16 protein-coding genes and 1 pseudogene are annotated in these 22,173 nt (G+C 65.1%); 10 read left to right on the forward strand and 7 right to left on the reverse strand.

What is annotated here, in order from left to right; all coding sequences use genetic code 11:
* Positions 1–3 precede the first annotated feature (3 nt).
* From AB0B25_RS16505 to AB0B25_RS16525, 5 genes are all read left to right on the forward strand, one after another.
* A complete protein-coding gene (locus AB0B25_RS16505; protein WP_357179584.1) occupies positions 4–1,464 on the forward strand; it encodes an NAD-dependent succinate-semialdehyde dehydrogenase in 1,461 nt (486 codons plus the stop codon).
* 31 nt (positions 1,465–1,495) lie between these two features.
* The gene (locus AB0B25_RS16510) at positions 1,496–2,311 is read left to right on the forward strand and encodes a VOC family protein (RefSeq protein WP_357179587.1); all 816 of its coding nucleotides are present in this window, start codon (positions 1,496–1,498) and stop codon (positions 2,309–2,311) included.
* A 221-nt stretch (positions 2,312–2,532) separates the two neighbouring features.
* Positions 2,533–2,829: a hypothetical protein gene (locus AB0B25_RS16515; RefSeq protein WP_357179590.1), complete on the forward strand. Its 297-nt coding sequence runs from the start codon at positions 2,533–2,535 to the stop codon at positions 2,827–2,829.
* Positions 2,826–4,016 (forward strand): FAD-dependent oxidoreductase, encoded by a 1,191-nt coding sequence (locus tag AB0B25_RS16520; RefSeq protein WP_357179593.1) that lies wholly within the window; start codon positions 2,826–2,828, stop codon positions 4,014–4,016. Before AB0B25_RS16515 ends, AB0B25_RS16520 begins: the two co-directional genes overlap by 4 nt.
* Positions 4,017–4,058: 42 nt before the next feature.
* The gene (locus tag AB0B25_RS16525) at positions 4,059–4,913 is read left to right on the forward strand and encodes an SDR family NAD(P)-dependent oxidoreductase (RefSeq protein ID WP_357179596.1); all 855 of its coding nucleotides are present in this window, start codon (positions 4,059–4,061) and stop codon (positions 4,911–4,913) included.
* Positions 4,914–5,166: 253 nt separating this feature from the next.
* On the opposite strand, the gene AB0B25_RS16530 is transcribed toward AB0B25_RS16525, so the two are convergent.
* The 4 genes from AB0B25_RS16530 to AB0B25_RS16545 all read right to left on the reverse strand — a co-directional run bounded on the left by AB0B25_RS16530 (position 5,167) and on the right by AB0B25_RS16545 (position 11,317).
* On the reverse strand, positions 5,167–5,835 hold the full coding sequence (locus AB0B25_RS16530) for a nitroreductase family protein (RefSeq protein WP_357179599.1): 669 nt from the start codon (positions 5,833–5,835) through the stop codon (positions 5,167–5,169).
* 282 nt (positions 5,836–6,117) lie between these two features.
* Positions 6,118–7,566: an MFS transporter gene (locus tag AB0B25_RS16535; RefSeq protein ID WP_357179602.1), complete on the reverse strand. Its 1,449-nt coding sequence runs from the start codon at positions 7,564–7,566 to the stop codon at positions 6,118–6,120.
* 559 nt (positions 7,567–8,125) lie between these two features.
* Complete coding sequence (locus tag AB0B25_RS16540; protein WP_357179604.1) at positions 8,126–8,824, reverse strand: GntR family transcriptional regulator; 699 nt, start codon at positions 8,822–8,824, stop codon at positions 8,126–8,128.
* A gap of 1,335 nt (positions 8,825–10,159) precedes the next feature.
* Entirely contained in the window at positions 10,160–11,317 is a 1,158-nt protein-coding gene (locus tag AB0B25_RS16545) for an MFS transporter (RefSeq protein ID WP_357179607.1), read from the reverse strand.
* A 416-nt stretch (positions 11,318–11,733) separates the two neighbouring features.
* Between AB0B25_RS16545 and AB0B25_RS16550 the strand changes: the two genes are divergently transcribed.
* The 3 genes from AB0B25_RS16550 (at position 11,734) to AB0B25_RS16560 (ending at position 16,108) form a co-directional block, all read left to right on the forward strand.
* Entirely contained in the window at positions 11,734–12,741 is a 1,008-nt protein-coding gene (locus tag AB0B25_RS16550; RefSeq protein ID WP_357179610.1) for a UDP-glucuronic acid decarboxylase family protein, read from the forward strand.
* 173 nt (positions 12,742–12,914) lie between these two features.
* The gene (locus tag AB0B25_RS16555; protein WP_357179613.1) at positions 12,915–14,576 is read left to right on the forward strand and encodes a glycosyltransferase; all 1,662 of its coding nucleotides are present in this window, start codon (positions 12,915–12,917) and stop codon (positions 14,574–14,576) included.
* Positions 14,577–14,794: 218 nt separating this feature from the next.
* The gene (locus tag AB0B25_RS16560; RefSeq protein ID WP_357179666.1) at positions 14,795–16,108 is read left to right on the forward strand and encodes a UDP-glucose/GDP-mannose dehydrogenase family protein; all 1,314 of its coding nucleotides are present in this window, start codon (positions 14,795–14,797) and stop codon (positions 16,106–16,108) included.
* 62 nt (positions 16,109–16,170) lie between these two features.
* Here the strand turns inward: AB0B25_RS16560 and AB0B25_RS16565 are convergent, their stop codons facing one another.
* The gene (locus AB0B25_RS16565) at positions 16,171–18,219 is read right to left on the reverse strand and encodes a BTAD domain-containing putative transcriptional regulator (protein WP_357179616.1); all 2,049 of its coding nucleotides are present in this window, start codon (positions 18,217–18,219) and stop codon (positions 16,171–16,173) included.
* A gap of 220 nt (positions 18,220–18,439) precedes the next feature.
* Entirely contained in the window at positions 18,440–18,886 is a 447-nt protein-coding gene (locus tag AB0B25_RS16570; protein ID WP_357179619.1) for a hypothetical protein, read from the reverse strand.
* Positions 18,887–19,266: 380 nt separating this feature from the next.
* On the opposite strand from AB0B25_RS16570, the gene AB0B25_RS16575 reads away from it, so the two are divergent.
* Entirely contained in the window at positions 19,267–20,274 is a 1,008-nt protein-coding gene (locus AB0B25_RS16575) for a GNAT family N-acetyltransferase (RefSeq protein WP_357179622.1), read from the forward strand.
* 150 nt (positions 20,275–20,424) lie between these two features.
* Here the strand turns inward: AB0B25_RS16575 and AB0B25_RS16580 are convergent.
* Positions 20,425–20,790 (reverse strand): annotated as a pseudogene (locus AB0B25_RS16580) (LLM class F420-dependent oxidoreductase); the annotation flags it as partial.
* Between the two features lie 256 nt (positions 20,791–21,046).
* On the opposite strand from AB0B25_RS16580, the gene AB0B25_RS16585 reads away from it, so the two are divergent.
* Positions 21,047–21,943 (forward strand): phosphotransferase, encoded by an 897-nt coding sequence (locus AB0B25_RS16585; protein ID WP_357179625.1) that lies wholly within the window; start codon positions 21,047–21,049, stop codon positions 21,941–21,943.
* Positions 21,944–22,173 lie beyond the last annotated feature (230 nt).

A 22,173-nucleotide genomic window follows, 5' to 3' on the forward strand; every position in this document is an offset into this window, starting at 1 on the left:
GAAGTGACTACTGCTACAGAAGCCGCGGACGCGGCGGTCGGCGTGGCGAGCGGGCTGCTGATCGACGGTGCATGGATCACCACCGAGGCTACGTTCGACGTGCTCGATCCCGCGACGGGCGAATTGATCGCCCGGGTCGCCGACGCGGAGGTGGCCCACGGGCTCGCCGCACTCGACTCGATCGACGCGGCTGCCCCGGGCTGGGCGCGGGTGCCGCTGCGCGAACGCGCGGAGATCCTGCGCCGCGCGTTCGAGGCCGTGACCGCACAGCGCGAGGAATACGCGCGGCTCATCTCCGCCGAGATGGGCAAACCGCTGGCCGAGGCGCGGGCCGAGGTCGACTACGGCGCGGAGTTTCTGCGCTGGTACGCCGAGGAGGCCGTCCGCCCCGACAGCGAGTACCGGCGCTCGCCCGACGGTGGCTCGCGGCTGCTCGTCTCCCGCCGGCCGGTCGGACCGTGCCTGCTGATCACGCCGTGGAACTTCCCGCTGGCCATGGCCACGCGGAAGGTCGCCGCCGCGTTGGCCGCCGGGTGTACGGCCATCATCAAGCCCGCTCCGCAGACGCCGCTGACCACGATCAAGTTCGCGCAGACCCTGCTCGAGGTGGGCCTGCCCAAGGGCGTGCTCAATGTGGTGAACACGCTCGACGCCCCCGGCGTCTGCGGCGCCCTGCTGGCCGACGGGCGTATCCGCAAAGTGTCGTTCACCGGCTCGACCGCGGTCGGTCGGGTACTGATCTCGCAGTGCGGGCCGAACGTGATTCGTCCGTCGATGGAGCTCGGCGGGAACGCGCCGTTCATCGTCGACGTCGACGCGGACCTCGCGCGCGCAGTCGACGGGGCGATGGTCGCCAAGATGCGCAATATGGGTGAGGCGTGCACCGCTGCCAACCGCTTCCTCGTGCATCGGTCCGTCGCCGAGGAGTTCAGTTCGATGCTCGCCCAGCGGATGGCGGCCTTGACCGTGGGGCACGGTCTGCGCGAGGGTACCGAGGTCGGGCCGGTCATCGACGAAACTGCCCGGGAGAAGCTGGGTGGGCTGGTCGCCGACGCGGTCGCGCGCGGCGCCGAGATCCGCACCGGTGGCCGGCCGATCGACGGACCGGGAACGTTCTTCGAGCCGACGGTGCTCACCGCGGTACCGGCCGACGCCCGGATGTTCGGCGACGAGATCTTCGGCCCTGTCGCCGGAGTGACCGTGTTCGACGACCTGGAGGAGGCAGTCCGGCTCGCGAACGCCACCGAGTACGGTCTGGTCGCCTATCTGTACTCCGGCGATGTCGAGCGTGCACTCCGGACAGCCGAACGGCTCGACTTCGGCATGGTCGGTCTCAACCGGGCGCTGGTGTCCAACGCCGCGGCGCCGTTCGGCGGAATCAAACAGTCCGGACTCGGACGCGAAGGCGGAAGGGAAGGAATCAATGACTACCTCGACCTCCAGTACATCGCCATCGACGCGTAGGTTGGACCGGGCGCCGGGGACGGTCGAACGCATGGTCCTCACGGTGCCGGACCCCGAAGCGACAGCCGAATTCCTCAGCGAGGGACTCCTGCTGGACGTTCGCGAGACGGACGGACGTCTGCTGGCCGTGTGCGACGGCGAATACGAGAGCGGGCGCGGCCAGGGCGCGATCGAGCTGCGTCACGGTGCGGAATCCAGTGTTCACCGCCTGGTGTTCGCGCTCCCCGACGGCGCCGACTTGGCAGAGTTGCAGACGTTGCTCGACGCCGAGCGGGTGTCCGACACGGCGGTCGAGGTGACCGACCCCACCGCCGATCTGACGGTCACGCTCGAGCTGGCGTCGGCGCTGCGCGTCGCGGCACCGAGTGCGTCGGTACTGCGCCCACGCCGTATGGGGCACGTGAACCTCAAGACACCTGACCCCGCCGCGACGGCGTCCTTCTTCACCGACGTGCTGGGACTTCGTCTGTCCGAGTACATCGGTGACGCGCTGTTCTGGATGCGGACCGACACCGAGCACCACAATGTGGCGCTGCGCCCGGGCGCACCGGGCACCGTGCATCACCTCGGTCTCGATATCGGAGGCTGGCACGCCTATCAGCCGATCCTCGATCACCTCGACAGCCGGGGATTCAAGATCGAGTACGGTCCCGGTCGCCATCGGCCGGGCCGGAGTCTGTTCGTCTACGTGCGCGACCCGTCGTCCGGCCTTCGAATCGAACTGTTCGCGGACATGGTGCACATCACCGACTCGTCCGCGCCGCCCATCGCGTGGGAGCCCGGCGACCGTATGACGAAGACGCTCAACACCTGGGGTCCGCTTCCTCCGGATTCTTTTCTCGCGTAAGCCGCCGCAGGGCGACGTCACCAGCCCCCAACTGCCCCACATCGACGAGAAAGGTGTGTCAGTCCCATGTTCGATCAAGCGGACCTCTCGGTCATCGATGCCTTCCTCGAGGCCACGGTGGCGCACACGCGCCTCGGCGATTCCGAGGCGTCGTTCGCGCGGCTGCTGTCGTGAGCCGACTCGAACCCGCACGACAGTCCGACCACAGGAGACGACGTCTGATGAGCGACCCGTTCCACTCCTATTCGGCGATAGCCGACCGGCCCCCGCGGCAGCTGCCCTATGGCCAGCGGATCGCGGTGAACAGCGAGCACTACGAGTACGGCGAGCCCGGCCCCGCCTGGTTCACCGCCGGTTTCCGACGTGTGCCGGGTTTCGGGCCGCACCCGTCCCTGTCCGGTAGGCCGTTCCGGGTGTGTTACGCCGCCGAGGCACTGGAGCATGTGGCCGGTCACGACGATGTCCGGTTGTCGACTCCAGACGAGATCGCCGCATGGCATGTGGGCGGTGCCGCGTGAGCGAGTTCGGCAACATTGTCGTCGTGGGCGCCTCGCTCGCGGGCCTCCGCGCCGCCACCACCCTGCGCAACGAAGGCTTTCCCGGCACCGTCACCGTGATCGGTGACGAGCCGGAGATGCCCTACGACCGACCACCTCTGTCGAAGGAGGTGGTTCGCGGTGAGCAGGGACCGGCTGAGATCCGGCTCGCCGGCACCGAGGAACTCGACGCGGTATGGAAGCTCGGCTCGCCGGCGGTCGCGCTCGACCCGGCGAAAAAAATCGTCGTCACCGGCGACGGCGCGGAGGTTTCCTATGACGGCCTGATCCTCGCGACCGGCAGCGGCACACGGACGCTGTCGACCTTCGACGCGCGCGCGGCCAACGTGCACTACGTGCGCAAACTCGCGGACGCGCTGCGTCTGCGGGAGGCGCTGCGGCCGGGTACTCGGCTGCTGATCATCGGGTGCGGATTCGTCGGCATCGAGGTGGCCTCGTCGGCACGTTCGCGCGACGTCGAGGTGACGGTGGTCGGCATCGACCCTCCGGTCGCTCCGGCCGGCCCGCTCGCCAGCGCGAACGCCACCCGTCTCCTCACCGACGCAGGGGTGAGCCTGCACGTCGGACAGACGGTGGCGGAGGTCGATCCGACGGCAACCGGTTACCGGGTCACCCTCTCCGGCGGCACTGTCATCGACGCCGATCACGTGGTCGTCGCGGTCGGTTCCGTGCCGAACGTCGCCTGGCTGGCGAGCTCCGGTATCGATATCGGCGACGGAGTCGCGTGTGATGAGGCTCTGCGTGTGGTCGGCCTCGACGACGTCGTCGCCGCGGGTGACATCGTCACGTGGCCCAACGCGACCTTCGGTGGTCTGCGCATGCGGGTGGAACACTGGAGCAACGCGGTCGAACAGGGTGTCGCCGCGGCGAAAGCGCTCCTGGCCGGGCGGGATGCCGCACCCTTCGGATCGGTACCCAGCTTCTGGTCCGACCACTTCGGCATCCGGCTACAGAGCGTGGGCGTCCCGCGCCTCGCCGACCGCTTCGAGATCGTTGCCGGCTCCGCGGCGGAAGAAACCTTCTGTGCGGCAGCCTATGCCGGCGATCTGCTGGTCGGGGGAGTGGCCTACGGAATGCCCCGGCCACTCGTTTCGATCAGGATGAAGCTCGTCAAAGGAGGCGTCGCCCTCCAACCCATAGAAAGCTGAGCGCGTTCACCCGCGCTGACGATCGGCAGAGGAGAGAGTGCGATGGGATGGCTCGACGGTGACGTCGCGATCGTGACCGGTGGCGGCTCGGGTATCGGCCGTGCGATAGTCCGGCGCTACGTCGAAGAAGGTTGTCGTGTCGTCGTCGCGGATCTGAGCGCGCAACGGTTGGCCGAAGTCCAGGCGGAATTGGGCGACGCGGTGACGACGATAGTCGCCGACGTGCGCGACTATGCGCAGAACGAGGCCGTTGTGGCCAAGGCGGTCACCACGTTCGGGAAGCTCGACATATTCGTGGCGAATGCGGGAATGGGGGACAAGTTCACCGAACTCGCCGACCTCCCGGCACAGAATATCGACGCTGCCTTCACGCAGATCTTCGAGGTGAACGTGAAAGGCATCATCCACGGGGCGAAAGCGGCGCTTCCGGCGTTGCTCACGACCAAAGGCACATTCGTGATTACGCTCTCGAATTCATCCTTCTATCCGGATGGCGGAGGCGTCATGTACATCGCGAGCAAACATGCCGCGTTGGGTGCGATGCGCCAGCTGGCCCACGAGTTCGCGCCACATATCCGCGTCAACGCCGTCGCGCCGGGCGCGACGCGGACCAACATCACCAGTCCCGCCGCCTTCGGCGCCGCCTCCGCTGGCCCGCAGGCCCCGGGTGGCGCGGACGACGCGGCGCGCGTGGCCGCGATCGAGGCGACGATGCCGCTGAAGACATTCGCCGAACCCGAGGACCACGGTGCGGCGTACGTACTGGTTGCCTCACGCACGCAGGCGCCGGTCATGACCGGTACCGTAATCGAGTCCGACGGTGGGCTCGGTGTGCGTGGTCTGCGCCGGGTGCGAGGTGGCGACGACCTGCCGCAGCGTGTACTCGGCCACAGCTGAGGGCTGGCGCACCCTCCGCAAATGGCACCACAGCCGCCCGCGCTCCGGGTAAAGCCGTCGGGTAGACGACCGGCTAGTTGTTGCGCTCGGCCAGGTCACCGCCTTCAGATACGGCATGGCGGCCCACGCACTGGGTCGCTCGCGGTCGGAAAGGCGGCGGTGGCCTCCGCTGAAGTTCGCCCTTGTCCCTGGTGAACGCATGGACCACGTCGATCACGAGCACGGCGGGACGGTCACCCTGAGCCGCGGGCGACTACTCGTCACGTGATGGCACGGCCCGCTCTCGCTGCCGGCCCCAACGGTTCCAGTGGACGACCTGTTCGACGGGCAACCGCCGCGGCTCTGCCCAGCGTCCGCGCAACGGATATCCCAGCGGGAGCAGGGCCATCGTTACGGCGTGATCCGGCAGACCCAGCAGGGTCCGCAGTTCGGGCTCACGGTCGACGTAGAACGTCGTGAGCACACTTCCGATCCCGTACGCGCGCGCAGCGAGAACGAGTTGCTGCACAGCACCGTAGATCGAAGCGCCGAGGCGAGGGTTCGTGGACGCCGCCGCATCGGGCAGCGCCGGAATCACCCAGACGGGGGCTTCGGCGATGTGTCCGGCGAGGTACTCGATCGCACGGAACGACGCGGCGCCGAACCCCTGACTCGACGAACTGGCCCGGGACAGTTCGTCGCGCCGCGGCTCGTACGTTCGTTGCCAGTGATCCCGGTACCAGTCGGCGACCGCCCGCTTGATCTCCGGGTCGGTGACCACCACCCAACCCCAGGCCTGCCGATTCCCGCCCGACGGTCCCCTGGTCGCCGTGTCGAGGATGTCCCAGAGCACGTCGGTCGGGATAGGACGATCGGACAGATAGCGCCGTGACGGTGTGGTGCGCAGGGCGTGCAGCAGTGGCAGATCCGGCATGGATGTCATCGGTTCTCCATAACGTTGGGGGTGTTCAGGCCTGGAGGTCCTGGATGTCCAGAGCGGCAGGATGTGGCTGGTTCTTGCTCGAACGACTCGAGTGCCGCACTCCGCGGCTGCAGTGCCGGCAGAGCGGGGCCGATGCAGTCTCTTCCAGCACGCGCGACGGCACCTTCAGAGGCCACGCCTCCGAAGGTGCCGATTGCCGGTGCTCGTCACGCTCGCGGTATCCGTACTCGTGCCCGGATCACGGTTGCTTCGCTCGTCGCGTCGTGCCGGTTCGAGCCGGAACTACTGCTTTACCGGCGAGGGCGCGGCAGCGTCGGTCCCTGTGCGGTGTGCCTGCCACGCGAACAATGTGGCGACGAGCGTGCATGCCCCGCACACCACAAAGGACAACGTGTAGGCGCTCGGAGCGGGGAACGTGCCGCCCGCCGCCGTATTCGACGCGAAGAACACTCCGACGGCGGTCGTCCCGAGGGAGTTGCCCACCGCGTAAACGATCGCGGTGAGTCCGAGCGCGACGCCGGACTGAGACGGCGGCACGGACCTGGCGACAATGACCTGGGATGCGGCCAGACCCATCGTATTGCCGAGTGCGTAGATCGCGAGGCTCAGCATCATCGGCTCGAAGGTGCTGTGCGCGATCGCCAACGTGAAATAGGCGATAGTGCAACAGACAACGCTGACCGCGGCAGCTCCTGCGAACCCGATGCGTTTGCCCAGCGGTTGCAACAGCGCTGCCGCGGCCAAACCGCCGATCGCCACCGGGACAGCGAACAACCAGCCGTCCGTCGGCGTGTACCCGAAGCCGTACCCGGCGACGGCCGGATTGGTCTGCGAGAAACGAGCCACCGCCGAAATCGCGCCGTAGATGCCGAACGCGATCAGGAACACGACGATGATGGGAGTCCGGGTCGCGGTGCGCCGCAGCAACGCCAGATCCACGAGCGGACTCGCGACGCGATGCTGGACCGTTACCCACACTACGAGGACTCCCAGGCCACCGATGATCAGCAGCAAGACTTGCGGGGACGCCCAGCCCCAGGTGGGTCCCTTGCTCGTGCCCAGCAGGACTCCGACCAACCCGATGGCGAGTAGCACTGCGCCGGACACGTCGATTCGTCCGGTCGCTCGGTACGGTGACTCGCGAACCATCAGCAAGGCGAGCAGACCGAGTGCCAACGTCGCGACTGCCACCCAGAAGTAGAGGTGGTAGTCCCGCCCACCCGCACCGACGAGCGCACCGAGGAGGAGCCCGCCGGCGACCCCGACGGAGTTTCCCGCATGGATCGTGGTTATGGTGAACCGTGCCTTGTCGGGCCGCATCGTGTCACTCGCCAGCGCCTCCGGCAAAGCCAGCATCGGCGCCTGGGCGCCCATGAGCGCCCGTGCGATCAAGAGAACGGTGACGTCCTTTGTCACCGCTCCCAGAAGCGCTCCGGCGAGCGCCACCGCGAGGCATACGGCCATGATGCGCCGTTTGCCGAACAGATCGGCAAGACGGCTGAACACCGCCAGCGCGACAGCGCCCGCCAGAAGTTCTGCGGTGAGTACCCAGGACACGTCACCTACCGACAGGTGGAGCTGCCGGCCGATTGCGGGTAACTGCGGCACGATGCCCACCTGCAGAAGCAGGACCGTGAAGCCCAAATAGGACATAACGCCGCTCGCGACGTTGCCGTTGAGTTCTGCGGTCGGTGACTGCGCGATCGGCGAGGACGTGGACTTCGTTGCCATGTGGCCTCCTCTGGCTGTATGAAGCAGCCTTAGCTGTGCATACTGTATCCACTTTGCAAATTCAGTCAAGACCTTCTTTTCCGGGGATGCGGTTTTCCCTGGTGATCGGTGGATGGTGAGGTGCTTGCCGCGGAGGGGCGATCGTGACGCTCTCAGATGAATACACTATTGCGACGGCATGTCAGAGCGGGGCGCGCCGGTGTGACGGACGTGGTTGGTACGGGAATTGCCTGCTCCTGGTCCCGCTGGCTGAGTCGGACCGGGCCCGTGTGGAGCGGGACCGCTGGTCCGCAGCTGACCGCGCTTCTACCGATCCGGTCGGGAGTGGGCCGGCCGCGTGCGACCGCAGGCTTCGCTGGGCTCGGCCTCGCCACGTCTCGGTCGAGCGTTGCCGGCTGCTACCGCTGCGAGCTGGGCGTCGAAGATTTGCCACGTTCGGCGACCGGGGGCGGTGAGGTCGACCGGGGCGGTGAGGTTCGGACGGTCGTGTCGGACCGTGTCGGATCGCGTAGTGGCGGGTGGCCAGCCGGCCTTGCGCGCGGACGGCTCTACCGTGCGGTCAGGCGGTGACCGAGGTGCTTCCGCCTTCGGTCTCGAAAAGCTTGATGATGTTTTCGCGGGTGCGCATGAGATGGAATTCCAGCTCGAGTTTTGCGCGTCGTGCGTCGCGTTGAGCAACGGCGTCGAGTATGCGCCGGTGCTCGTTTCCGGCTTCGGTCGACCGCTCGACACCTGAGCCGCTCCACATGTATAGGTAACGCCCGATACGACTGGAAAGCTGGTTGGACATCTCCAGCGCGAAACTTGCCTCGGAGGGGGCGTACAGCTTGTCGTGGAACTCCCGGTTGCGCCGCAGCCACTCGAAATGGTCGGTAACGTGGTCCATCTCGTCGCAGATGGTTCGCAGCTCGGCGATTCGCTCGGCGGTGATGTGCGGCAATGCGCGCTCGAGCAGGTAGCACTCCAACATGATCCGGATGTCGATCATCTCCAACGCCCGGTCGACGGTCAGGCCGACCACGACGGTCCGCTGATGGGCGCGCGCGCTGACCAAGCCCTCCGCCTGGAGTTGGCGCAGCGCCTCGCGCAGCGGCACCCGTGAAATTCCGTAGTGCTTGGCGATGGCGACCTGGTTCAGCTCCTGCCCGTCCTCGAAGCGGCCCTGAAGTATCGCCTCACGCAGGGCATCCGCGACGTCATCGGACGTGGTACGGCGCTGTCCCAGCCTCGCCACGTCGGGAAGGTCGAGTTCCTTCATCCTCATCTCTCTGATCGGGCCTGCGGGATCTTCACTGCGTGAGCGGACGCTGCACCACTCGGTGGTAGTTACAATAGTCAACTGTAGTCGGTATACAGAATTCAGTGTGGTTTGGCCCGCCGGGCGGACGTGCTTCCAGGTCCGCTGGGATGAACAGCTCTGCGGCCGCGCCGCGTCGTGGCAAGAAGAGGCCTCGGGCGGCCGCGCCCTGCTCGGCGACGGTGACTGTTTTTCGTTCCCCCGAGAGCCCGCCGATCGACGATATCGGAGGGATCCGATCATTGAAACGGCCATGGAAACGGCCCTGGGCCGATCCCGGATCACGCGTGGAGTAACAGGCAGATGCTCGCCCCGTCCGCCTAGTTCCAGGAGACGGGGCGTCAGCTTGTCGATGGTCGTGAGCTGGACGGCGTCTGCTACCGTCCCCCAGGACCCGAGTCTTTCGACGCTGCCCGTTATGGGGTTCCGGCACTCGGCATATTCCAGGTCACCTCGGTCCACTCGATACTCGAGGTGCTCATGCCGCAGCTCCCGCGGTCGCGGGGGCCCATGGACCGGGCGATGGTCGTGACCTCTCTCCCGCCAAGTCCTGACCATTGACAACCAGCACAAGCGATCGTTGAAATAGTCCGGCGATGATCGAACTTGACTCCCAACTCGAAGAGGAACTCATCGCCGCTCACAACTTTTAACCGGTTGCGTTGGTGCAGTGCTGATCTCGCTGTGGATTGCGGGCGGTGCGCAGTCGATGATCCACATGCCGGGATCACCGATCGGGTTAAAGGATTGGGGGCAGACAGTTTTCGCGCATAGTCGCGCTCGACGGCGTGCACTTCGCCCCCCGACCGCAAAGCCGAACCCCGCCACGGCGGCATCCGCCAACTCATCGAATTACGACACCTGCGAAGGAGGGCTCTCCCTCGAAACCCACGGCGCACGCAGCTACGTCGGCCTTTCGCCGAACCGCCCAACGATCCCCAACCTGGCAGCCGCGATCTGGCGCAATCTCGCCACCAAACCCCCGGCCCAGCCGATCACTGATCGCCTACGACCACTGACGTCAGGCGTCACTCGTCCACACGCTGCCCACCGGCTCGCCGCCCGGGTGAGCGCCAACCCGCCGCACGTGCTGCGGATGACCAAGCGCCTACTGCCCGAGGGCCGGCACCAAGGTATGGAGGTCGCCTGGAGCTGGCCGCGGCGGTGCGGGCAGCCGCCTATCCACCATGGACCGCCGGGAGGCCGTCGCGGTCATGCTGCGGCGCGGGCCGCCTGACTTCACAGGTCGATGAACCGACGCGACCGTCGGCCCGCGGGTCACCGGATCTGATCCCCTCAACGGTGGTCGCGTCGTTCCAGGTGCTTCAGTTGTCCGAGCGACAGGGCTGCGACGAACAGGCAGAGGGGTATCAATCCGAATGCCGCGCGAATCCCGAGCTGATCCGCGAGGGCGCCGAGGAGGAAGGGGGCGGCCCCGAAGCCGAATGCGATTCCGTAGGAGTTGCGTGACATGGCGAGTTCGGGCTGCTGATTCGATGCTTTCATGGTGAGGGCCACGCCGAGCGGGAAGTGCAGCGAGATGCCCAACCCGCAGCAGATGAGGCCGGCCATCGCGATTTGCGGGTCGGCCGTGGACCAGAACACTGCGAATCCTGCCGCCGCGATCGCCAGTGCGGTGAACATCAAAGGTGCGGTGGGGATCCGCGCCACTACCCATCCTCCCGCGAGCCTGCCGACCAGCATGCCGCCGAGTACCGCGGACACCCCGATGGCAGCCATGTCCGCGGCCATTCCGGTGTGCATTCTGAGTTGCTCGGGCGACCACAGCATCAGGCCCGCCTCGACGGAACCGGTGGCCAGCAGGCATGTCCACGCCAGCCAGTATCGCGCTGGCAAGCCTTCGCTTTCCGAATGTTGTCGATCGGCAACGACGCGGACCTGGGCGGTCGACCGCCGGTGGGTCAGCGCGGTTACCGTAGCGAGCACACAGGCGATGACGATCGAAAGGCCCATCGCGGCACGCCAGCTCAGCCCGGCGTCCACTGCGACGTTGATCAGCAATGGGGCGATGATCCCCATTCCCGCGCTGGCCGCGTTGGCCTCGCTGATCGCTGCTGCGGAAGTCGGTCCGTGGTGGTCGGAGAGTCCGGTGGACACTCCGCTCAGCACGAGGATGCCGAAGCCCATAGCGATTGCGGCGGCGACAAGGGTGCCCACCACCGATGGCGTCAGGCAGAACACTGCCACGCTGGAGGCCAGTCCGCCCAGGGCGATCGACAATACGACAGCCAGTGGCAACCGCCGCGTCAAGTGCGGGAACACTGCGCCGCCGATCACCGCGCCGACCGCAAGCGCCGGTCCGTACAGGCCGGCGACAGTACGGCTCAAATCCGCCTCCTGTCTGAAGAGGAGTACGGAGGGGCCGAATCCGAATTGGAAATATCCGAAGGCGCCTTGCTGTGCATAGTGCAGCCAGGTGACGCGATCGCGCACCAGGCGTGTCGTCGAGTGGCTTCGATCTAACGTCTCGGGATGTTCGAACTGGCCGGTCTGTAATTGCAATGCGCTATCCAGTCCGACTGAGTCGCCGCTCAATGAATTTCAACCTTCGTTCATCTACCCGCGCGCGTGGTGGCCCACGCGTCATCGCTGCTATTTCGGGGTCAGGTGCCATACTGGACGCATGCGCTGACAAAGAGGGGTCGCGGCCATGTCTGTTGATGGCCAGAAAAGTGCAGCTTGATGGATACACTTAGGTAGTTGAAGGTTCGACAGCGCGGGCATAGTACGGGTTTCGATCGAAGCCAACCGGTCAGGCTGTCGCACATCGAGGTGTAGTCGTGTTTATTCTTCTCGCATCGAGTTGGTGATGTGACGCCAACTCAAAACCTGTGTACCTGAGGTGATCGATGCGTGTTCTGGTAACGGGTGCCGCTGGGTTTATCGGCTCCCATCTGTGTGTGTTTCTTCTCGACCGAGGTGATCAGGTTATAGGTATGGATGACCTGTCGACCGGCAGCAAATCCAATATCGAGTATTTGCTCGCAAATCCTTCCTTCGAATTCTATGAGGCCGATGTCAGCGCGGGACTCGACGTCGAGGGCGAGGTTTCCGCGGTTGTGCATCTGGCCAGCCCGGCCTCCCCACCCGACTATCACCGGCTGCCACTCGAGACGCTTGCGGTCGGAAGTCGTGGAACGGAGAACGCGCTGCGGGCGGCGCACCGACACGGAACTCGCTTCGTGTTGGCATCGACGAGCGAGGTCTACGGTGACCCACTGGTGCATCCGCAGCGTGAAGAGTACTGGGGCAACGTCAATCCGATCGGCCCACGCAGTGTGTACGACGAAGCCAAACGGTTCGCCGAGGCGATTACCGCGGCCTACCGACGGACTCTGGGCGTCGATACCGGTGTGATGCGGATCTTCAATACGTACGGTCCTCGGATGCGTCCCCACGATGGCAGGGTGGTGACCAGCTTCATCACGCAGGCTCTGAATGGTGACCCGCTGACCATCTACGGCGACGGGAGTCAAACCCGAAGCTTCTGCTACGTCGATGATCTCATCCGCGGCATCGTCGCCATGATCGACTCGTCCGAGCCGGGTCCGGTCAACCTGGGCAACCCGAATGAACGTACCGTGGCCGAACTCGCCGAGCTGGTCTTGGCGATCACCGGCGCGCGCTCGCCCATCGAGTACCACCCGCTGCCGACCGACGACCCGACTCGACGTCGCCCGGATATCACCAAGGCGCTCACGACCCTCGGCTGGTCACCGCGAGTCGATATCGAGGACGGTTTGCGCCGCACAGTGGAGTGGTTCCGGTCCAGGCCGGAGGAGGTGGCCGCGGCTGCCGCCGCCGTTGCCGGCGGGCAGTGCGACAACCTGTTACCGGAATATCAGGAACAGCTGTGAACCCACTTGATTCGACACAGTCACAAACCCGGGCTCACCGGGACCCCGGTGGTCGAGACCGTACCGAGGCTGTCCAACGACTGTCCAATGGCAATGTCATCGAAATTTCCTCGCGCGGACCCGTATTCGATCGCGGCAGGAAGCCGCAACGGACTTTCGGCCCGAAAACTTTCGTGCCCGCGCTGCGGCTCCAGGAGCGCATACTCGTCGCCTGTCTGACTGTCGGTTGGCTGGCCGGCGTCCTGGCTTTCTGGTGGTGGTGGCTGCGGCCCGAAAACCGGGTGGGCTGGATCGGGTTCCTTGTCAGCAGCACGGTACCGCTGTACTTGTCGTGTGAGCCGCTGTCCTATCTCGCCGCGGCGAACCGGCTGTGGCAAGTCGATCGGCGATTGCCGGTGCCCAGGCTTCGGGTTGCGTTTGTCGTCACCCGCGCGCCGTCGGAGCCGTGGGCCGTCGGGCGGACAACGCTGTCGTCGATGCTGGCGCAAGAGTTTCCGTATCCCTACGACGTGTGGCTGTGTGACGAGCAGCCGACCACAGAGGTGACCGATTGGTGTGCGGCCCACGGTGTCCGGATATCCAGTCGATTCGGGGTCGAGGAATACCACTGTGACTCCTGGCCCCGCCGCACTCGGGGCAAGGAGGGCAACCTCGCGTACTTCTACGATCACGTGGGGTACGAGAATTATGACATCGCAGTTCACGTCGACTGTGATCACGTGCCGGACCCGACCACGCTGGCCGAGATGGTCCGACCGTTCGGCGATCCCGCCACCGGCTATGTTGCGGCACCGAATAATTGCGACCGCAACGCGGCGAGTTCGTGGTCGGCCCGCGGACGGGTGCATCGCGAAGCGTACTTCCACGGTCCTGTTCAGCTCGGGCACAACCGCGGACTGGCGCCTATCCCCGTCGGCTCCCATTGGGCGATCAGAACACAGGCCCTCGCCGAGATCGGCGGGATCGGTCCAGAGCACCTGGAAGACTTCTCGACCGGGTTCCTGCTCGAATCAGTAGGTTGGCGCGGCGCCTTCGCCATTGCGGCCGGTACACATGGGAATGGGCCACTGACGTTTTCGGCGATGCTCGTGCAAGAATTTCAATGGACACGAAGCCTGACCTCCCTGTTGTTGCGGGTGGTGCCGCTACATTTCGGCCTCCTCAGTTGGCGTTTGCGTTTGCGGTATCTGTACGCGATGCTTTTTCACTCCGCGTTGATCGTCGCCATCGGGTGCGGCATAGCGGTCATGGCGATCAGTGCCGTCACCGGGGCGAAGTGGTTCGCCGCCAACCCGATTCTGGTGCTCCTGTACTGGGCGGCCAATTCGCTCTGGCTCGTCGCGCTCACAGCGGTGTTGCGGAGAGCCGGATTGCTCCGGCCGAGCGATACTCCGATCCTGAGTTGGGAGAACTGGCTGTATCGCCTGACCAGATGGCCGTTCATCGCCTGGGGGGTAGGTGCGGCTGCCGTGCAACTGTTCCGGCCCAGCCCGATCACGATCAAGGTGACTCCCAAAGAGGCAGGCGGGCTCGAGCCGCTTCCGGTCAGACTGGTCGCACCGTACGCCGCGATCGCAACAATGTTGGCCGTTGCCGCGCTCACCGGCGAGTTGTCCGATGCGGCAGCAAGCTACGTCTTCCTTTCGCTGTCGGGAGCGGCGGTCTTTATCGCGGTGGCATTCGCGGTGTGTCTGCTGCATGCTGCGGAAACGGTCACAGCGGCTGGAGTGAACTTTCGCCGTGCTGTCGAGAACGTGGCTGCCCCGTTGTCGATAGCTGCACTCACAATTCTTCCCGTTGCTGCGGCGATGGTGCTGTTTGTGGTTCGGAAGTGAATGTAGAAAGGCAAGGAGAATTCTTATCGGATCGTGGATCGACGCCCCGATGACGTGGCGCGCCTCATTGTTGACGTGAGCCGGGTCGAGCGAAAATGGGGTCGTCGAACCACCGAAATATGGCCGTTATATGCAAATGCTGCGTAACTGTTTCAACGGCTGAACAAACGCCTACGACGGGTTTTCCAACACCCCGATTTTCCACTCAGGAGAACGACATGCGGATTACTGTGATCGGAACAGGATATCTGGGAGCGGTCCATGCCGCCTGCATGGCCGAAATCGGTCATGAAGTGCTCGGTGTCGACCTCGATGCCGGCAAGATAGAAGTGCTTGCCGCGGGCCGAGCGCCATTCTTCGAACCCGGCCTTTCCGAGGTGTTGGAGCGCAACGTCGGCTCCGGCAAGCTGCGATTCACGACATCGCTGGTCGAAGCCGCCGAGTTCGGCGATGTCCATTTCGTTTGCGTCGGTACCCCACAGGAGCGGGGATCGTATGCCGCGGACCTGCGGCATGTGAACGCCGTGATCGACGGGTTGGCGCCGCATCTGGGCCGGGAGACGTTGGTTGTCGGCAAGTCCACCGTGCCGGTCGGGACCGCCGCCGAGCTGGCGATCCGGGTGGCTCGGCTCGCACCCGCCGCGGTCGAGGTGGCCTGGAACCCGGAATTCCTTCGCGAAGGTTTCGCGGTGGAGGACACGCTGAGGCCGGACCGACTGGTAGTCGGCGTCCAATCGGCTGAGGCAGACGCGATCCTGCGTGCGGTCTACGCGCCGATCCTGGAGCAGGGGACCCCGTATATCTCGACGGATCTGGCCACCGCGGAGTTGGTCAAGGTCTCGGCGAATGCCTTTCTGGCGACGAAGATCTCGTTCATCAATGCGATCGCCGATGTGTGTGAGGCAGCCGGTGCGGATGTCGTCACGCTCGCCGATGCGATCGGTCATGACGACCGCATCGGACGCCGGTTCCTGTCCGCGGGACTCGGTTTCGGCGGTGGCTGCTTGCCGAAGGATATCCGTGCATTCACGGCCCGCGCCGAAGAGCTGGGTGTCGGTGGGTCATTGGGTTTCCTGAAAGAGGTCGACGAGATCAACATGCGGCGCCGGGAACACGTGGTCGAGGTGGCTCGGCAGCTGGTCGGTGGCTCATTCCTCGGATGCAACGTCGCGGTGCTGGGTGCTGCGTTCAAACCGGACAGCGACGATGTTCGGGATTCTCCGGCGCTCAACGTGGCGGCCGCGATTCAGCTGCGCGGCGGTCGGGTTCGAGTGCACGACCCCGAAGCACTCGACAACGCGCGCGCGGTGTTTCCTGGGCTCGATTACGCCCGTGAGGTGACCAAAGCGTGTGAGCATGCCGACATCGTGCTTCATCTGACCGAGTGGAAGGAATACCGGGCACTGGATCCGGCGGAACTCGCCAAGACCGTAAGCCACCCACGCATTCTCGACGGGCGCAACGCGCTGTCGCTGGATTCCTGGCGCGCTGCCGGCTGGACGATTCGGGGACTCGGGCGGGCCGCCGCCTGACCTGCTGCCGGCGAGGTTTCATCGGCGGCCGTGCCCGTCGGTACGAAATCAGCGGCGGTTCTTCAGGACGCGGTTTCGGATCGGGGCGCCTCGTTTCGTGCAAGTGCGCACGCATAATCCCGGAGCAGCCGATGCAGCCGATAGTGATTCCTGCTCACGACGGTGACCAGATTTTCGTCGGCCAGACGGTCCAGGAGCAGCCGAGTACGCGAGGGGGGCAGGCGCATCAGTGTGGCGACGCGGTCGATGATGAAGCGTTCGCCGGCCAGCAGGCCCAGAAATCGAAACATCCGTTGCTCATCCGCGCTGAGCGACCGATAGGAGAGATCGAACGCCGACCACAGTCGCCTGCTTCCGACGGCGAGTTCGTTGAGCAACCCCCCGGTGTCCTCGAGTTGTTCGGCGAGATCCGCGACTGTCCACGTCGGTCGGGATTGCAGGCGGTGTGCGGCAATCGCCAATGCCAGCGGGAGACGGCCGCACAGCTCCACCAACCTGCGGGTGGCGTCCGGTTCGGCCTGAATCCGCTTCGCGCCCACCGCCAGTATCAGCATCTCCTCCGCCTCGGCAGGTGTGAATGTCGACAGGAGCAGTGTTCTGGCGCCGTCCAATGCCAATGTTCGCCGGCTGGTGACCAGTACCAGATTGGTAGGACCGGCAGGCAGGAGCGGCAGCACTTGGTCCTCGAACGCGGCGTTGTCCAGAATGATCAAGGTGCTTCTGCCGAACAACCGATCCCGATACATGGCCGCTCGCTCGGCCGAGCCGGGCGGAATCTGTTCGCCGGGCACTCCAAGCTGTCGAAGGAACGTCGCCAGGACCGACGAGGGGTCCGCAGGCGGCTGCGCGGCGTGCCCCTGTAGGTCGACGTATAGCTGACAGTCACCGTAACGGCCCTCTCTTCGCAGCCGGTGCGCGGCATGCACTGCGAGCCGCGTCTTCCCGATACCAGCCATCCCCTCGATCACGAAGACGGGTGCCGAGGTGTCGGCGTTGTGGGCGGAGGATCCGTCCAACAGTTGCTGAATCTCGTCTATTCTGCCGATGAAATCGGCGATATTCGGCGGTAATTGGTGATGCGCGCTTACCGGCGCGAAATCCGGCTGGCCTATTTCCTGCCGTAACACACGCTGATAGGCGGCAGCGAGTTCGGGCTTGGGATCGACGCCGAGTTCCGACGCCAAGCGCCGCCGCAGGGTGTCGAAGACATTGAGCGCGGCAGCCTGCTGCCCGCTGCCCGCGAGCGCGATCATCAACGCCGCATGAATGGCTTCGTGTAGGGGATCGGCGTCGGCCACCTGTTGCAATAATGGAAGTACGTCCTGGTAGGACCCTAAATCTGCGGCAACGGAGGCATATTCGACCACAGCCGCTCGGTATTCGCGGATGAGTGCCAACACGATCGGGTGCGTCTCTAACGCGACGATGCCGTCGAGCGGATCGCCGCGCCACAGCGCGATGGCTTCGGCGAACAGACCGCACGCCGCACTGAGATCCCTGTCGTCGCGGCTCTGCCGTGCGCGGGTGACGAGCCGACGGAATATCAGCAGATCGTGCTGATACTCGGTCACGGAAAGCTGGTAGCCGCTGCGAGTCACCGGAATCGGCTGTGATCCGTAATCGTCCACGATGCTGGGCTGCAGGCGCCGCCGAAGTCGGGAGACCCTCGACTGCAGCAGGTTCGCTGTGCCGTATGTCGGCCGCACATCCCAGAGCGCATCGAGCAATGCGCCACGGGTCACGGAGACATTCGGTGTCAGCGCGAGCAATCCCAACAGTACGTGCTGGGCCTCCGACCCCGGATCGATCAGTCCGCCATCCACCGATACTCGAAGTGATCCCAGTATCTCGACCCTCAGCCCGCCCGCTTGGCGGTGTTCATTGTTCGCCTGGCGTACCAGATCATCGAACTCGTAATGGGACAGCCCGAATGCGTCGGCGAGCCTGCGCAGCGTGGAAGCGCGCGGGCGGACGACTCGGCCCTGTTCGATATCGCGCAGTCCGCCGACGCTCAAGCCCGCGAGTTCCGCTGCGGCACGCTGGTTGAGACCGGCGCGCCGCCGGAAGTGTTGGATGCTGTCGGCGAGTTGGTCACCAGATGTCAGCGACACATCGATCACCCTTCCAAGCACGAAATGGCCGTCATATTCGTAGATCAGAGGCCGCGTTGCTCGATCCGGTTCGTGGTGGTCCGGTCGGAGACACCATCAATGTCCGGTTCATTGTTGCACCGCAACGTGAAAGACGCTGATTTCGCGCCGGAAAAGTTGACGCAGGATCGGTACGGGGAATCGAGGCCGGGCCGAGTCGGGAGCCCCCGGTTCTGGGGCATCATGGCTGAACCAGCTCATAGGACGTGCTACGGCCGCCGGAGCCCAACCGCTGCAGGGCGCCTGGCCCGATCGACACGTTGATGTCCCGGAATGCGGTGTCCTGCGAGCAATTCGTGATGACCGCCCACTCTCGGGTGGTGAGGTTGCCGCTGGACCCGCCCAGCAGACGGTTGCGCATGGTGATCTGGCGAGCGTTAGGTCCGTGCCAATCCACCGCCCGGTCGCGGAAGTGCTCGTCGCGCAAGGCATGTTCATCAAGGATTCGCAGACAGGTCCGCTGTTCCTGATGGATCGCGTGCAAGTTCTCGAGCGCGTAGTCGCGTTCCCGCCGCGCTCCGACCTTGGCCTTGACCTGCAGCAAGGCTTCAGACGAGGCTGCGCCGAGGGTTCCGGAGCAGTGGCGTAGAAAATCAGCGAAGCTCGGATAGCAGCTGACCAGACTCATCGGCCCGGGGCCTCCCGAACTCACTGACAAGCGGATACGTCATTTCCACCCGATTCTCGGCGATTACTACCGGGTCCCGTCGAGGCGACAACCGTAGGCATTTTCCCCATAATGCGCGAGCCGGTGACGTGGAAGCGTCACTTCGTGGCCAACGCGCGTACCTCTCACCATGGGCTGATCCGAAAACCTCGTTGCACCGCTACCTGCGATCAGTAGTGGCGAGGCTCGATTGACCAACGGCATAACCAGGGTTCTGACCCGCGTGATGAACGATTTGAAGCGTCCGACAAGAAGTGGAGCCGAGGGCGTCGCGGCCGCCGGTGGTGCGCCGTGAGATCGGCGCCTCACTTCCGGCCGTATCTCGAGCGGGGTGGCCTGGGATGAGGGAACTCCCGTACGAGCTGTTGCGGCGGTTCCGGGACTCCCTGGACGATTTGCTCAGTCAGCGGGCCGGTGGTCGTCTGTACGACGGTATACACGCTGTCTCGGGCGCCGTCACCGGTACGGTGCGGAGGCATGAAGGCGCCGACGAACACAGTGGGCACCGGTTCCCGGCCGCGCTGAGCGACCGAGACCACACCGGTGGCGCAGAGCCACTGGGCACCAATACAACTGCACATGAGACGACGCGCACCGGCCCGGACCTTTCGAGGGTGCCACCTGTCAGCAAGCTATTGCGAGTTCGGCCACAGGACGCGAACAACGATGCGCTGACGGCGCAGCTGAGGGGACTGGAAGGACACTACGGTCCGTTCCGGTTGGGTGAGGTATCGGCGAACTACGAGTTCCCGGATCCGCCCGGTCTGGCCGAAAGGTACTTTTTTCCCCATCGCTCCACCGAGGACCGCATCACGATCACGATGTCGGCAACGGTGTTCGATGACACCCGAGGAGTCGACGTGGGTTACCTCCGCTCGGACTTCTACCACGATGAGCAAGGCCGGCCTGTCGTGCACACCAGGAACATCTACCTCGATGAAGACGCCCGCCGGCAAGGATTCGGCGGAGCGCTCACCCGGTCACTGGAGGACTACTACCGCCGCTCCGGCGTTCATGCGATATATCAGCTGTCGAGTGCCGAGGACGGTGGCATCGTGTGGGCCCGCACCCATGCTTTCGATACCACACCCCTCTATCCGGGCGACACCGACCTTGTGCTCCACTCCTTCTCCGTCGACAGCATCACCGACCGCATCAACGAGGTCAGAGCCACCGCGTCTCCAGCCGACCAACAGGTATTGGACGACCTCACCACACAACTCCGCCGGCCTGTCAGCGACGCCGACTACCCCACCCCGAAAATGATCAGGGAACTGGCAGGTGACGATCACCAGCTCGGCGAGCACGTCATGCGCGGATCGTCCTGGTGGGCAATGAAAATCCTTTGAATATGAACACGAGATAACCCGAAGACCCCTGGCATGAGCACTCGTCCTCTTCGCAGGCCGCCACCGCGCCCGAATCGAGTGTTGCGACGACCCCGCGTGCCACGCACCGTGCAAAGGGCACTGTGCAAAGGGCACTGTGTCGAAATGCCCTCACTCAGTCGGGTCGAGTGTGCGCAGCAGCGCGCGGGTCCGCGCATGATCCTCCGGGGATTGCCCGAACGGAAACCCGGCGTACTCGTCCGCACCGGCACTGCGCGGTTCGGCGACTCGATCCGACACTGTGGCCTCGTCGCCGATGAGGGCGGCGTCCTCGGGACCGGCGAAGCCCTCACGGTCGAGCATCGCGCGGTAGGACGGCAGCCGCCCATAGATTTCGAATTGCTCCGTGCCGGCTCCCCGCGCACCGTCGACGGCGTCGGTGACACAGACCGGCAACGGGGCGACCACACGCACCGCACCGGGCGGCCGGCCGGCCGCCTCTGCGGCTTCACGCAGTGTCGGTCCGATGTGCTCGGCCTACTTGCAGTCGAAAGCTCAGGCCGAGCAGGTGCTTTCGGTGCTGCAAACACCGGAGTTCGGGGTCGGAATCGAGGACGCGGCCCGCGCGGCACGGGACTGGTTGCGAAAACTGGCTTGGTGCGTCGATCGGGCCGTAATTGGCGTTCCCGCCCGAAAGCGAAGCTATTCGCCACTCCTATTTCCCCAGGTGGAGTTGGGCTTTATGGTGGGTCGAAGGCCGACCTACCGGACCGCTGACCGAAGGATTCCACCGATGACTGCTGCGCCCGCGCTGCAGGCTTCGGTCGAACCTTTGGACGCGGTGCTGCGACGGATGATAGCCCAGTTCAGCGGTGTGCCCGTGATGTCCATCGAACGGATGGGAATAGGCGCCGCCAATGACGTTTTCCGCGTATCGCTCGCCGACGAGACACGGCTCGCGCTACGGGTGCTCCGCAACCAAACCCGGGCGGGCGCGGCACAGGAGATCGAACTCCAGCGGGCTCTGCATTCCCATGGGCTACCCACTCCACTTTCGTTGCGGCTGCGTACGGGCCGCGTCGTGGGCGATGAGGGAGGCCGTACGTTCACCATCGCCGAGTACGTGGCGGGGACCTCTACCCGCGACATGTCCGACGCCCTGGCCAGAGACTTCGGCCGGACTTTGGCGCGATTCCACCACGCCACCACTGATCTCACGATTGACCACCACGACGCGTTGCATCCAGACGTCCTGTCCGAGGAGCTCGACGACCTCGCGCCCGACGACCGTGCCGAATTCGACAGTTTGTTGACGGGTACCTCGGCGCTGTTCACCACCTGCCTTCCCACCGCCAACATCCACGGTGACCTTCACCTCGGCAATGTCCACGTGGCCGACGACCGGATAACGATGATCTTCGACCTCGAAACGGTGGAACACAACGTTCGGTTACTGGATGTCGCTCAGTCGGCGCTCAGCGTCGCGGAAGCCGCAGGAGGCGATCTCCTTCAGGCTGGAAACCTGGTGCTCGCCGGCTACGCCGAGATCGCGCCGGTCACGGCGGCAGAACGCATCGCGCTAGCACTCGCTCTCCGCTACACGGCCGTGGTCAACGCCGCGTGGTTCCGTGTCCGGGGCCTCCCACGCGCGGAGGTCCACCTCGGTTCGGCGAGGGCGATCGCTCGCTAATCGCCTGGGCCGACGGGCGGGGCGAACTATCGATCTGGTAGGGGTGCGACGGGGAATACGTGACACTTGATCACGGGGGTCACGAGTGTCCATAATCCCTCAGCGACCCGTACGTTTTCGACCACAGCGACAAGGTCGTCGCCCGCAACGACGACCCGTATGACGACGGGGAAATCGCCTTCGCCACCAACGATCTGGACGCGCTACGCGCCCGGCTTCGCGCATTGGGC

This window comes from Nocardia sp. NPDC049190, from assembly GCF_040648115.1.
Classification (GTDB): Bacteria; Actinomycetota; Actinomycetes; order Mycobacteriales; family Mycobacteriaceae; genus Nocardia.

Bases quoted from the DNA above. Each gene is read 5' to 3' on its own strand.
- AB0B25_RS16510 (WP_357179587.1), top strand. From the start codon at position 1,496: ATGGTCCTCACGGTGCCGGACCCCGAAGCGACAGCCGAATTCCTCAGC.
- AB0B25_RS16515 (WP_357179590.1), top strand. From the start codon at position 2,533: ATGAGCGACCCGTTCCACTCCTATTCGGCGATAGCCGACCGGCCCCCG.
- AB0B25_RS16525 (WP_357179596.1), top strand. From the start codon at position 4,059: ATGGGATGGCTCGACGGTGACGTCGCGATCGTGACCGGTGGCGGCTCG.
- AB0B25_RS16530 (WP_357179599.1), bottom strand. From the start codon at position 5,835: ATGACATCCATGCCGGATCTGCCACTGCTGCACGCCCTGCGCACCACA.
- AB0B25_RS16535 (WP_357179602.1), bottom strand. From the start codon at position 7,566: ATGGCAACGAAGTCCACGTCCTCGCCGATCGCGCAGTCACCGACCGCA.
- AB0B25_RS16540 (WP_357179604.1), bottom strand. From the start codon at position 8,824: ATGAAGGAACTCGACCTTCCCGACGTGGCGAGGCTGGGACAGCGCCGT.
- AB0B25_RS16550 (WP_357179610.1), top strand. From the start codon at position 11,734: ATGCGTGTTCTGGTAACGGGTGCCGCTGGGTTTATCGGCTCCCATCTG.
- AB0B25_RS16560 (WP_357179666.1), top strand. From the start codon at position 14,795: ATGCGGATTACTGTGATCGGAACAGGATATCTGGGAGCGGTCCATGCC.
- AB0B25_RS16570 (WP_357179619.1), bottom strand. From the start codon at position 18,886: ATGAGTCTGGTCAGCTGCTATCCGAGCTTCGCTGATTTTCTACGCCAC.
- AB0B25_RS16575 (WP_357179622.1), top strand. From the start codon at position 19,267: ATGAGGGAACTCCCGTACGAGCTGTTGCGGCGGTTCCGGGACTCCCTG.
- AB0B25_RS16585 (WP_357179625.1), top strand. From the start codon at position 21,047: ATGACTGCTGCGCCCGCGCTGCAGGCTTCGGTCGAACCTTTGGACGCG.